At 62.6% G+C, this 12,668-nt stretch carries 9 protein-coding genes; 3 read left to right on the top strand and 6 right to left on the bottom strand.

What is annotated here, in order from left to right; translation table 11 throughout:
* Nucleotides 1-144: 144 nt before the first annotated feature.
* The 3 genes from JQ632_RS17690 to JQ632_RS17680 all read right to left on the bottom strand — a co-directional run bounded on the left by JQ632_RS17690 (nt 145) and on the right by JQ632_RS17680 (nt 3,611).
* Entirely contained in the window at nt 145-864 is a 720-nt protein-coding gene (locus JQ632_RS17690) for an outer membrane protein (RefSeq protein WP_212403838.1), read from the bottom strand.
* A gap of 290 nt (nt 865-1,154) precedes the next feature.
* The gene (locus JQ632_RS17685) at nt 1,155-2,411 is read right to left on the bottom strand and encodes a tetratricopeptide repeat protein (RefSeq protein ID WP_212403837.1); all 1,257 of its coding nucleotides are present in this window, start codon (nt 2,409-2,411) and stop codon (nt 1,155-1,157) included.
* Nucleotides 2,412-2,528: 117 nt separating this feature from the next.
* Entirely contained in the window at nt 2,529-3,611 is a 1,083-nt protein-coding gene (locus JQ632_RS17680; RefSeq protein ID WP_212403836.1) for a C45 family peptidase, read from the bottom strand.
* Between the two features lie 378 nt (nt 3,612-3,989).
* Here JQ632_RS17680 and JQ632_RS17675 point away from each other — a divergent pair, with 378 nt between their 5' ends.
* Both JQ632_RS17675 and JQ632_RS17670 read left to right on the top strand, forming a co-directional pair.
* Nucleotides 3,990-5,312: an epoxide hydrolase family protein gene (locus tag JQ632_RS17675; protein WP_212403835.1), complete on the top strand. Its 1,323-nt coding sequence runs from the start codon at nt 3,990-3,992 to the stop codon at nt 5,310-5,312.
* Nucleotides 5,313-6,176: 864 nt separating this feature from the next.
* Nucleotides 6,177-6,584: a hypothetical protein gene (locus JQ632_RS17670; protein ID WP_212403834.1), complete on the top strand. Its 408-nt coding sequence runs from the start codon at nt 6,177-6,179 to the stop codon at nt 6,582-6,584.
* A gap of 388 nt (nt 6,585-6,972) precedes the next feature.
* Here the strand turns inward: JQ632_RS17670 and nhaA are convergent, their stop codons facing one another.
* Both nhaA and JQ632_RS17660 read right to left on the bottom strand, forming a co-directional pair.
* The gene (gene nhaA / locus JQ632_RS17665; RefSeq protein ID WP_212403833.1) at nt 6,973-8,313 is read right to left on the bottom strand and encodes a Na+/H+ antiporter NhaA; all 1,341 of its coding nucleotides are present in this window, start codon (nt 8,311-8,313) and stop codon (nt 6,973-6,975) included.
* A gap of 223 nt (nt 8,314-8,536) precedes the next feature.
* Nucleotides 8,537-9,310, bottom strand: a complete 774-nt coding sequence (locus JQ632_RS17660) for a helix-turn-helix transcriptional regulator (protein WP_212403832.1) — start codon at nt 9,308-9,310, stop codon at nt 8,537-8,539.
* A gap of 105 nt (nt 9,311-9,415) precedes the next feature.
* Between JQ632_RS17660 and JQ632_RS17655 the strand changes: the two genes are divergently transcribed.
* On the top strand, nt 9,416-10,495 hold the full coding sequence (locus JQ632_RS17655; RefSeq protein WP_212403831.1) for a zinc-binding alcohol dehydrogenase family protein: 1,080 nt from the start codon (nt 9,416-9,418) through the stop codon (nt 10,493-10,495).
* A 38-nt stretch (nt 10,496-10,533) separates the two neighbouring features.
* Here JQ632_RS17655 and JQ632_RS17650 read toward each other — a convergent pair whose 3' ends face one another.
* Complete coding sequence (locus JQ632_RS17650) at nt 10,534-12,630, bottom strand: methyl-accepting chemotaxis protein (RefSeq protein ID WP_212403830.1); 2,097 nt, start codon at nt 12,628-12,630, stop codon at nt 10,534-10,536.
* Nucleotides 12,631-12,668 lie beyond the last annotated feature (38 nt).

Below are 12,668 nucleotides of genomic sequence, written 5' to 3'. Positions count from 1 at the left end.
GCGCTTTGCTAATCCTTCGCCGCCATCAGGCTGGATAGAAGACTTCCACCTCCAAGCTGTCGATCATGCTCGGCACACATAAAAAAAGCCCCGGCCGAGGCCGGGGCTTGATGACCACTCGCTTTGAGCAGTCGATTTCCTGGATCAGTACTTCGCGATGATCGGGCCGCCGAACTTGTAGTTCAGGCGGACGAGGCCCATGTCGACGTCCTGACGGATACGCTCGGTGCCGGCGAACCCGGCAAAGGTGACGTCCTTGTCAGCCAGGAAGATGTGGTTGTACTCGACGCCAACCGACCAGTTCGGCGCAAAGCCGACCTCGAGGCCGGCACCGATCGTGCCACCCCAGCGGGTCTGGCTGGTCGAGGCGAGCAGCACACCGGCAGCGCTCGAGATTTCGTACTTGTCGCCGACCACAGCGGCGCCGCCCTTCACGTAGGCGAGCACGTTGTTCCAGGCATAACCGACCTGGCCGGTGATCAAGCCGAACGAGTCGATCTTGGTACGGTTGCGGGTTGCGAACAGCGCGCTCGCATTGTCGCCGGAGAAGTCGGCCCAGTTGCCCTGGCCTTCAACGCCGAACACGAACTGACCCGACTGCCAGCGATAACCGACCTGGCCGCCGACGGTGCCGCCGGTTGCATTGTGGGAACCTTCCGAGCCCGTACCGACGAAGTCCCAGGTCGTGTGCGCCGAACCGCCACCACCGTTGATGCCGATGTAGAAGCCGCTCCAGTCGTAGATCGCAGCGACCATCGCCGGCGCCTTCGTGTAAGGACGCGCAGCGAGATCGGCAGCCACCGCCGGCGCAGCCGCGCCGAGCGCGACGAGGCTTGCAGTGACCAGCAACAAAGTCTTCTTCATTTGATTCCCGTTCCAGTTTCTTCGTAAGGCCCCCTGCCCTGGCCAGTGCGCACCTCATAACAGCGATCGACGGAATTGCTGTAACCTCGACGCAACACCGAGGTTGAAAGGACCTGCGGCATTATCGAGGGCCGCGTTTCGGCGCCAAAACCGTTCAAAACTTTGTGTGTGCGCACTCTCGGTGTGGACTGCGCAGCCCACGCACGCGCTGCGCACAGAGCTGCTGATGTATCGATACATTTCTTTCCCGCATTCTCGCCACAATTGAGCTTGCGCTCAGCTTCATGCGGTCAGAAGCCGAGCATCCGGAGTCGTTGCCTGCTGACCGGGTCGTCCGCGTCGATCGATTGCGCCGTGCGGAAATCAGCGACCGCATCAGTGCGGCGGCCCAGCGCCTCATAGATGAGGCCGCGGTTGTTGTAGGACTCCACATAGGACGGCGCGAGCTGGATCGCTTGTGTGAAATCCGCGATCGCGTGGTCGCGGTCGCCCTTTGCGACGAAGGCCTTGCCGCGGGAGTTGAAGGCGTTGAAGTCCTTGGGGTTGATCGCGATCGCCTCGTCATAGTCGGCAATCGCTTCATCGTACCTGCGCTGCGACCTGTAGGCATTGCCGCGATTCCAATATGCCACGCCGTTCCTTGGATTGATGCTGATCGACTGATCATAGTCGGCAATTGCGCGACCAAATTCCATCAAGCCTTCGTACGCGACGCCGCGGCAATTGTAGCCGCCGGCATTTTTCGGCTCGCGCTTGATGACCTCGCTGCAGTCGGGAACGGCGAGCTTGTATTGGCTGTTGTTGCTGTAGGCAACGCCACGCGAGCTGTACAGCCAGAGCAGATTTGGATCGAGCTTGATGGCCTCGCTGTAGTCTGCGACCGCGGGCTCCCATCCGCCTTTTTTCGTGATCAATCTTTTCCTGAAGTGCGCCTGCCCCCGTTGGCCGAAACCAAAGGCGTATTTCGGATCGATCGTGACCGCCTCGGTGAGATCGGCGACGGCCCGGTCGAATTCACCCTTTTCCGTATACGCCATGCCGCGGCGGGCATGGGCCCACGCGTCCTTCGGATTGAGCCTGATCGCCTCGGCGTGGTCGGCCAGCGCGGCGTCGTAGTCATGCAGGCCGTAATAGGCGACGCCGCGGTTGTTGTAGGCAAACCCATATTTCGGATCGATCCTGATCGCTGCGGTGCAATCCGCAATCGCCGCGGCGTGCTCGTCCTTGCCCTGGTAAGCCTCACACCGATGCGCCAGGGCCCAGGTGTCCTTCGGGCTGAGCTTGATGGCCTCGCCATAGTCGGCAATCGCGCGGTCAAAATCCTTCCTGCCAAAGGCACCGCGGCCGCGATTCTTGAAGGCCTGGATGCGTTCCGCGACCGCCTCGCTCGCATCATCGATGATGCGGCTGCAGGCCGTGCTCGCAGCCTGGGGCCTGTCGGCGCTGGCGGCGCACTCGTCCCGGTCGGCCGGCGTGGCGGCGGGCGCAGGCATCGCAAGCAGCAAGCCCATGCAAAGGAGCAGTCCACCTGGACCACGCACTGCCATGCCGTTTCCCTCCGCCCGGCGCTTCGGCGCGACACGTCCGAACGCGAGGACTTTAACCCCAACGGCAGGCAACCTGCCATCGGCAAGCGACGTCCGGGATGGGGCACGCCTGAGCACTCAACGCCGTTGCAATCTCGTGCTCGTTCGCTGGCGTCGTCGCAGACCCAGGTTGAGTTGCCCCATGAGCTGTTTGACCGACAGATCTTCACCGGTGACCCACAGCTTGAAATCGATATCCAGCATGTCCTCCTCGAGCGCGGCGGCGTCGCCGCCGATGCCGATCAGAAGCCGTCGCCTGGCCGGCTCGGCGACAATGGTGTGCAGCGTTTGGGCGTTGCCGTAGTTGTGGAAGGCCGGTGAGGCAGAGAAGTTCAATGCGTGGAACGTCTGTTCGGCACTCAGCTCTCGCGCGGCCCAGCCCTCCAGCGGCGGCAACCGGTCAATCGAGTGCGCAACGCGGCGGTTCAAACGCCTCAGTTGCGACGACTGAAAATGATTGGTGCAGGCGAGCCAGTCGCCAGCGCGCACCGCGACCGCACCGGCCCCCGCTTCGACCACCGCAGCCCCGCCGCCGGCATCGAGCAGCGAGTAGTTGTATTGCATGGCGTGAGGCGTACGACGCAGGAGGTCGATTGCCTCCGCCGTCGTTGCGCAGCTATCGAGGACCCGCCTGACCAGCAGCGTACTGGTGAGGCCGGGCGATCGCGGCCGTGCCCGCACCAGGTGCAGACCGATGGCGAGCCCATGCTCGTTCATGCCGTCCAACCGTCCGGTCAACTGGTGGCTACCGCCGATGCTGGCGTAGCTGCCGTGCGCCTGCAGAAGCGCGAAGCGTGCTTCGTACTTTCGCGGCCAGAAGTCATAGTTGCGGCCATAGACCCCGCCACTCATGACAGCCGAGCAGCCGCCGGTCGGCATCCGCAAACTGTCGTTGCCGAAATAAGTGACAGCGTGCTCCATCGAGATGTTGAGCCCCTCGGCGATCCCGCCGATCTCTGCCCACAGTGCTGGGGCATAAGTCCTGAACGCGCGTTCCTCGGTGCGAATGTTGAACCACCACGGCAACCTCAGCCTCTTGCGGAGAAATGCCTGCCCCCTGCGTGTCGCGGCAAAAGCATCAGCCTGCGCGCGGCCGACCTCGTAAGGCGTGCCGCGACATTGCACAAAGCTGACCCGGAGCGTCTTGGCAGCGGACGCCATCGTGATGCCTCAGGTGGGCGACAGTCGAACCGTGGACGACTGCCTCTACAGCGTGGCACCGGCAGTCGCAAGGTGGCGCCTGCGATGTCGCCTGGGACCACCAGCCGATATCCTGTCGCGACGGCCGAAGTCGGCCACGGCCAGAAGCGGACGTTAGCGAGCCTCCACTTCCGCTCGGATCATGCTGACCGATACCGCCGACCGTGTCACCGTCCTGTTTCCGGGATATGATCGACTTGGACCGCAGCCCCAGACGGTATCCAGCAAAGCTGGATTCAAGACTTGCGACATTGAGCACTCAGGTCCTTTGTCCGCGCGCGCACCGAAAAGCCAAGTCTCTTGAAAGCCTAGTCCTTCGTTTGATGATGGAGGTTCAACATGCGCTCAAGTTCCGGAACTATCGATCTGGACCGTCGCCAGCTTTTGTCCGCAGCTGCGATGGGAATTGCCGCAGCCGGTACCGCCAGTCTTTTTCCACTGTCAGCGCCGGCCGCCACGGGCGAAGCGGTCCGCCCATTCCGCATCAATATCTCACAGAAGGACCTCGATGATCTCCGCCGACGCCTGACGGCAATAAGATGGCCCGAGAAGGAGACCGTCGCTGATGATACTCAGGGCGTGCCGCTCGCGACCATGCGCGAGCTCGTACGCCATTGGCAGACCAGCTACAACTGGCGGAAGGTCGAGGCGCGCCTCAACGCCTTGCCCCAGTTCATCACCGAGATTGACGGGCTCGACATTCATTTCATTCACATACGTTCAAAGCATGAAAATGCGCTGCCGCTGATTGTCACTCACGGATGGCCCGGCTCGGTTGTCGAGCAGCTGAAAATCATCGATCCCCTAAGCAATCCGACCGCGCATGGAGCCAACGCTTCGGATGCATTCCATCTCGTGATCCCGTCGCTGCCGGGCTACGGCTTTTCCGGCAAGCCGACAGCGACCGGCTGGGGGCCACCTCGCATCGCGCAGGCGTGGATCGTTCTGATGAAGCGGCTCGGCTACAAACGCTTCGTTGCGCAAGGCGGCGATTGGGGATCGCCCATCTGCCATGAGATGGCCAAGCTTGGGGCGCCCGAGCTGCTCGGCATTCATGTCAACCTGCCGGGCACCGTTCCGCCCGAGATCTTCAAATTGATCGCGGCCGGCGATCCACCGCCGCCCGATCTGTCGGGTGACGAGCGACGTGCGTTCGACCAGATCAAGCTTGCGTTCACCAAGCGCCGCGCCTACGCGCTCGAAATGGGGACGCGTCCGCAGACGCTCTATGGTCTGGCCGATTCTCCTGTTGCACTCGCGTCGTGGCTCATCGATCACGGCGACGGCTATGCCCAGCCGGCGGCCTCCCTCACCTCGGCTATCCTCGGTCGCACGGTCGACGGACACTCCGCTGGCGACCTCACACTCGACGACGTGCTCGACGACATCACGCTCTATTGGTTGACGAACACCGGAGTTTCCGCTGGCCGCATCTATTGGGAAAACAAGGCCAACCTCTACCTCGCCGCCAACGTTCCGATTCCGGCCGCCGTCACCGTCTTTCCTGGCGAGAATTACCAGGCGCCGCGGAGCTGGGCGGAGAAGGCTTATCACAAACTGATTTATTTCAACGAGGTCGACAAAGGCGGCCATTTCGCGGCGTGGGAGCAGCCCGCGTTGTTTGGCACGGAAGTCCGCGCCGCATTCAAGTCGCTGCGCTAGGGCCACAAGCTGACTTTCCCCTGACGACCTTCGATGCTTGCTTCGCTCGTCATCCAGATCCGCGAGGCGATGCAAGCACTCGGGTGCCGCGGTTGTGATTGGTCGTCCTGGCGCGACAGATCGAGGCGGCGTGACCCAAATGCTATTTTGCTGCAAGCAGGTCGATCGGAGGGAGATACGATGCGCTCTATTCTGGCCTTGAGCCTCTTCATCACCCTGTATGCATCCGCCAACGCCGACACGGTGTCGCGCTCACACCGGCAGCATGCCGCTGTTCGCGCCAAGCAAAACCCGCTCGCAGGGACCATACCAGGTTTTGCCTACGCACCGCCCCGACCGCCGGTCCATCACCAACCCGCACCACTTGGTAACCAGCCAAGCCCGTATGACAATCGTTATCAGAACTGGGGTGGTGGAGGTTCAATGTAAGTCTATGCCGCAACCGCGTCAGCCATTCGGCAAACGCGGCGAGTTCAGTCGTTAGCTGTTTTCGCGTCAGGCGGTGCCTTCCCGGTCACGCGACCATCCCCTGGGCGGTCGTCCAAGCCCCTGCCATCCTTGTCGTCCGGCTCGATCTCGCACCTGGCGGGCCGAAGCAGGAGTTGCCTCCGCATTTCAGAGAGACGCACACGACAAAATTCGCGGTAAAGAAAATCGAATATCGCGGGCATGATCAAACTCCCTTGTTTGATCTTCGCTATGGATGTCTCACTTCCACGATCTCTTGGCGTGCAACAGGTGAACTAGAACACACGCGCGCGTTAGAAATTTGTCTTCGCGACGTTCCGCCTCACCCCGATTTGTGAACCTACCTTAGCCGAATGATACCTACTCACAAGCGGTTACGCTTCGCCCGGAGGTACCATGGGGCGGCTCTGCGCAGAGTTGATCAAACGCGGAATTTCGCCAATCGCTATGAGCGCGGTTATCGCGATGGTGATGTCGCCGGCGCCGGGGCGCGATCTGGACGGTCGCTACAGGAATTCACCGCTTCACGAATGGTTTGAGAGTTTGGCGAGTGGCAAAGGCCTCTGCTGTTCGTACGCCGACGGTCATGCCGTCGAAGACGTGGACTGGGAATCCAGAGACGGCCACTACCGCGTGCGACTGCCGGAAGCCGCCGACTCCAAGCTGATGATCTGGGTCGATGTGCCTGACGATGCCATAATCACTGTACCGAACAGAGCCGGACGCACCATGGTCTGGCCGGTCTACAACGAACTCAATTCGGACATATCGATCCGGTGCTTTATGCCCGGTAGCATGACCTAGATCGGCGGGCTGTAAAGGATTGACCGATGACCAGCGGGTATTTTGAAGACACCGAAGTTGGCGATAGCCGCAAGTCCGGCCCCTTTTGTCTCCAAGGACGAAATTATTCAGTTCGCCAAGCAGTATGACGCATGGACCTTCAGTCAGATCTCCCCGCTTTGGGTCGAAACAAGCCGAACAGAAGCAGGACCTTCTATGTTTTCGCTAACATACTTTTGAGCGGCCGAAATGAGAGTTTCCACGGCGGATTTTTTGTACGAGGGATGCTTCGGATTTAGGTGCAAACCAGTTTCGACGATCATCACATGGGTAATCCCGGAGGGTAGAACCTCAACGGCAAATGATACGAACGATACGTGCGGAGCTTTGAAAGACATCGGAACCGCTTTCACTGGCGTCGAACGAAGGTGGCGCCCCAGGCAAGGCCGAGTGTGGCGGCGACAAGCGAACCGATGAGTACGCCCAGTTTCGCCGCCCTCAATAATCCTTGATCGGAGAAGGCGAGCATCGAGATGAAGATCGACATGGTAAAACCGATGCCAGCCAGCAGGCCGACCAGACAGACGCCACCCCACGAAACTCCAGGAGCAAGGCGGCACCAGCCGAATCGTACCGCGACCCAAGTCGCGCCGACGACGCCAAGCGGTTTCCCAGCGACCAAGGCAAGCGCAGTGCCCATCATCACCAGATGGCCCCCAGCGGAGAGATCAGCGCCCGTTAGGCTGACGCCGGCATTCGCCAGCGCGAAGATCGGCATGACGCCGTAAGCCACCCACGGATGCATTGCCATCTGCACCCGCGACACCGGCGGCAATATCTCGCGGTGAGCTACGCGAAGGTCCCGCAGCGGTTGCTCCAACAGGTGCGGATCCCTTGCCTTCACCGCATCGCTACTTCGCAACTGTTTCAGCACTCGCGATACTACTTCCAGCGGCGGCTCCCGCATCGGTATGGCGCGTGCCGGAGTTATCAGCCCGAGCACAACACCTGCAAGGGTTGGATGGATTCCGGCTGCCATGAACCCAATCCAAACCAAAGAACCGGGCAGTACGTAATAGGGCGCAGAACCGATCCCAATCCGCTGAAATCCTAAAGCCGCGAGAACGCCAATTGACGCCATGACGAAACCGCCAAGTTGAAGACTGGCTGTGTAGAAGAGGGCAATGATCAGTACCGCAATGATGTCGTCGATGATCGCCAGCGCAAGCAGGAAGACCCGCACATTGACCGGGATAGTTCGTCCAAGCAGCGCGAGCACCCCGACGGCAAAGGCGATGTCTGTCGCGGTTGGCACAGCCCAGCCCTGCCCTCTACCCGGATCGCTGTTGAGGCTCAGATAGATGAGCGCCGGGACGATGACGCCACCAGTCGCCGCAACCAGCGGCAGAATGGCTTGGTCGAGTCTGCTCAGTGCGCCTTCATGAACCTCGCGCCGAATCTCCATACCAACGACGAGGAAGAAGACCGTCATCAGCGCGTCGTTGACCCAGAAATGCAGCGACTGGGAAAAGATGTGTTCCCCGACACCGATTGTCAGCGGAAGGTTCCAAAAGACGTGATAGCTATGAGCGAACGGAGAGTTGGCCCAGATCAGTGCAGCGGCGGCGGCAACGAGAAGCGCGGCACCGCTGAGTGCCTCGACATGCAGGAACCGATGAAGGGTACTGAGGGCCTGTTCCGCCAGCCGTCGGGCTTTCGGCAGATCGTCAAATGAAGGGCTATCGTTCATGGGGCGCACGCTTTCCGCGTGGCGGCCCGACCATCGCTTGACCTGTCGCTGCTCAATGCAGCGAGCACCCGAGCGCCGTTATACATCGCTATGGCGACAATTCAACCTTGGAAGAATGATCCGTCGCCAATGTCTGTTTGGGGTCCACAAGCGGCAGTGCTCTGACTGTTCGCAGGATTCCGCTTGGCCGCCAGAACCCGACGTCCCTCATGCGTCCCCGCCTCTACACCGGCGTGTACATCACGAGCTTCAACGCCGGGTCGTCATTGGCCTGAAAGCTGGTGTGCTCGAAGTGCAGGACGCCCTTGGTCGGATGGTTCATGGTCTTGCGGCCCGCGACGGTGCTGCGGATCTCGTGTGCTCCCCACCATTTGACGAATTCCGGACTGCCCTGCCGCAGCCGCGCCAGCAATTCCGCGAAAGCGGGATCGCCGGCCCAGACGTCGTGGGTCGCGCGAAACATCGCCACCATGGCCTTGGCCACGTCCGTCCAGCCTGCGCCGTAGGATTTTCGCGTCTGTTTGTTGGTCATCATGAGGAGCAGCGTATTGCGATCCTCCTCAGGCAGGCGCCCGAACGCAAAGACCTCCTCGGCGGCATCATTCCAGGCCAGCACGTCCCAGCGCCGCCCGGTGATGTAGGCCGGCTGCTTCAGGCTCTCGACCAGTCGCAGGATCGGAGGCGGCACCACTTCGCGCGTGAAGGCACGCTTGTCGCCGTCGCGCGCCAGCGCTCTCAGATGCGCATGCTCGGTCTTGCTCAGCCGCAGCGCCCGCGCCAGCGCGTCGATCGTGGTGACGGAGGGACTGACGGTGCGGCCCTGCTCCAGGCGGATGTACCAGTCGACGCCGATGCCCGCGAGCTGCGCGACCTCCTCGCGGCGGAGCCCTGCGGTGCGCCGCCTGCGGCCAACGGGAAGGCCGACGAGCTTCGGGGTCAACTTCTCGCGGCGCGAACGCAAAAAATCGCCGAATTCGACGCGGCGCGGGTCGGACATGACGTCACCTCGCGAGAGAGGGTCCATTTAATACTAGGATAATACCAGGCCTTCATGGGCTTTCAAGGCGGGCTCATACCTTCTCACCCAAGATGAGGTGAGATCATGAAAGCTGCCGTACTGAAATCGTTTGGATCGCCGCTCGTCATCGAAGACGCTCCCGAGCCTGTCATCGGCACCGGCGAGGTAATCGTCGACGTCATCGCCACGCGCGTGCTGTCCTACATGAACGAAGTCTTCAGCGGCGAGCGCAACTACGCGCTGGACCTCCCCGTGATCCCCGGACCGGGGGGCATCGGCCGGGTGCGTGCGATCAGTCCTGATGCCACCAAGCTCGGCATCGGCGACTGGGTGTTCTGCGACCCGACGGTACGCTCGCGCGACGATGCCGTCGCGCCCGATATCACGCTGCAGGCGCTGAGCGCGCGCGACGCCGGCGGGATGAAGCTGCAACAGCATTTTCATCACGGCTCGTTCGCCGAGCAGATGCGCGTGCCGACCGAGAACGTCAAACGCCTCGGTGCGATCACCTCTGAGGAAGCCAGCCGATGGTGCGCGCTGGGGACGCTGCTCGTTCCCTATGGCGGCCTCCTCGCGGCGAACCTTCGCCCCGGCGAAACCGTGCTGGTCAGTGGCGCCACCGGCAACTTTGGCAGCGCCGCCGTATCCGTGGCGCTGGCGATGGGCGCGGCCTGCGTCGTCGCGCCGGGCCGCAACGAAAAGATTCTGGCCGACATCGTGCGCCGCTTCGGCGAGCGCGTGCGGCCGGTCAAGCTCTCTGGCAACGAGAGCGACGACCGCGAGGCGATGAAGCGCGCCGCCTCCGGTCCGATCGATTGCGTGCTCGACATCATGCCTCCGTCCGTCAGCCCCACAGTGGTGCGCGCCGCGATCATGACGGTTCGGCCGAACGGACGCGTGGTGTTGATGGGTGGCGTCGGCATGGCCGGCGGGCCCGGACTTGAGCTGCCCTACCCCTGGATCATGCGCAATTGCATCACCATCCACGGTGTCTGGATGTACCCGCCGGATGCCGCCATCCGCCTGATCGCGCTGGTGCGCGCCGGGCTCCTGCGCCTCGATCACTACGAGACGAAAGCCTTCGACCTCGACCACGCCAACGAGGCCGTGGCGCACGCGGCAGCCAATGCCGGGCCGTTCAAGATGACGGTGATCCGGCCGTAATCTCAGCGATCGAGAGACAATGCGATCGGTTTGATCTCCTACGCAGTTCGCAGGCTGCCGACGAACCGATCGACGTCGTTCCGCAGATCGTCGGACAGGCGCGCAAGCACCTTGGCCGAATCCAGCACCTCGCCGGCAGCGGTGCCCGTTTGAGCCGCGGCCTCGCTGACACCAGCGATATGCCGGGACACCTGGGCGCTGGCTTCCGAGGTCTGCTGCACATTGCGCGCGATCTCGCGGGTCGCCGCCCCCTGCTCCTCGACCGCTGCCGCAATCGCGGAAGCGATCTGATTGACGCGATCGATGGTGCCGGCAATCGCCTGGATCGCCTCGACCGACGAACGCGTCGCTCCCTGGATCGCGGCCACCTGCCCGGTGATCTCCTCGGTCGCCTTGGCGGTTTGGGTGGCGAGGCTCTTCACCTCCGACGCGACCACGGCAAACCCCTTGCCGGCATCGCCCGCCCGTGCCGCTTCGATAGTCGCATTGAGCGCGAGCAGGTTGGTCTGCTGGGCAATACCGCTGATCAACTGGACCACGTCGCCGATCTGTTGGGCAGCGTCGGAGAGCGCACGCACCTCGCCGTTCGTCCGCTCTGCCTGTGCGGCAGCCTCGGAGGCGATGCCGCTGGATTCGGCAACCTGCCGGCTGATTTCGTTGATCGAGGCGGACAGCTCCTCGGTTGCAGCCGCGACCGTCTGTACGTTGGTCGACGATTCCTGGGACACGCTGGCCACGGCTTCGGATTTGCTCCGCCCGTGCTCGGCCGTCGACGACATCGATTGCGCCGTTGCGTTCAACTCGGTCGACGCCGCCCCCAGGGTCTGCAGGGATTCCGTCACCGTCTTCTCGAAGTCCTTGATCAGCCGCTCGACCGCAAGCTGGCGATGCTCCTTGCGCGACTGCTCGGCCTCCTTCTCACGACCGAGACGATCGCCCTCGATCATGCTCTCCTTGAACACGGCCACCGCGCGCGACATCTCTCCGATCTCGTCACGCCGGTCGGCGCCATCGAGCTCGGTCGAAAGATCGTGATCGGCAAGCCGCCGCATCGACAACGTGAGACTGCGGATCGGCGCGCTGACGCGACGGTGCACGATCAGAAAACCCAGGCCCGTGACGACGAGAGCGATCAGCATCATCGCCGCGTTGACCAGGACGCTGCGCGTCGCCGCCGTCATCTGCCGCTCCGACCGCGCCACCATCTCGGAAAGCGCGGCGTTGGCAACGTCGACGCTGTAGGAGAGCGCCGCGGTATTGACCTTCTGCGCATCGCCAACCTTGACGTCGAGAGCCTGCCCGCTGCTCAGCGTCTTGACGTAATCCTTCTGCTGTCCGATCAAGCTCGCGGCATCCGCCTGCTTGGAGCGCGCGACGGCATCCACGATCGCCGGCGGCGCATCCGCGCGGGCCGCGACGTCCAGGACCTGGCTCCAGGCCTGAGCGGCACGGCCGGTATCCTCGGCTGCACCGACGATTTCAGTCGGCCCCCACGGCTTGCCTGCGGCGATGGCAGCTTCGACTCGCACCGCAACGAGCCCACCGTAGTTGCGCGCCGCCCAGGCCGATTGCTTCGCGAAGAGCAGATGATCGACCACCGGGTCCACCAGCTTCAACGAGTTCTCGAGCTCCGCGGTGACGCCAATGATCGCATCGAGATAGGCCTGCGCGGCCTTCCCATAATCGGGAGCGACGCTTGCGTCGCGGGCAGCCTTTGGCTGCTGGATGGCGGCGTCGGCTTTGGCCCGCAGCGGCATCAAGGCATCGTGCGCGGTCGTCAGCCTGGTGACCAGGGCCGCGGACTTGGGATCGGCTGCCCCCGCCAGACGCTCCTTGACGAGCTTGTACGCCTTTTCCGAGACATCGCGGTTGGTGCTGATCCTGGTCTGCGCGTTCGCGTCGGCAGGCGCTTCGGCAATCAACGCCGGGTTGGTCGTGCCGCGCTCGAGGCGAAAGCCGAGCAGGCTCGCGAATAATTGCTGGCTGGTGCCGGCCAGGTTCTCGACCCGCTGTGCCGCCTGATTGCGCTCGACTGCCCCGAGCACACCGACGACCGATTCGCCGATCAACAGGAGGCCAAGCAGCCCCACGATCAGCCCGAGAATCGAACGAATGGAGAAATTAGCGAACAGCATGATCGACGTATCCTTGCCCACTCGCCGACAGCATTGAT

This window comes from Bradyrhizobium liaoningense (assembly GCF_018130955.1).
GTDB lineage: Bacteria > Pseudomonadota > Alphaproteobacteria > Rhizobiales > Xanthobacteraceae > Bradyrhizobium > Bradyrhizobium liaoningense_C.
This window is presented reverse-complemented; position numbering and strand designations above follow the sequence as displayed.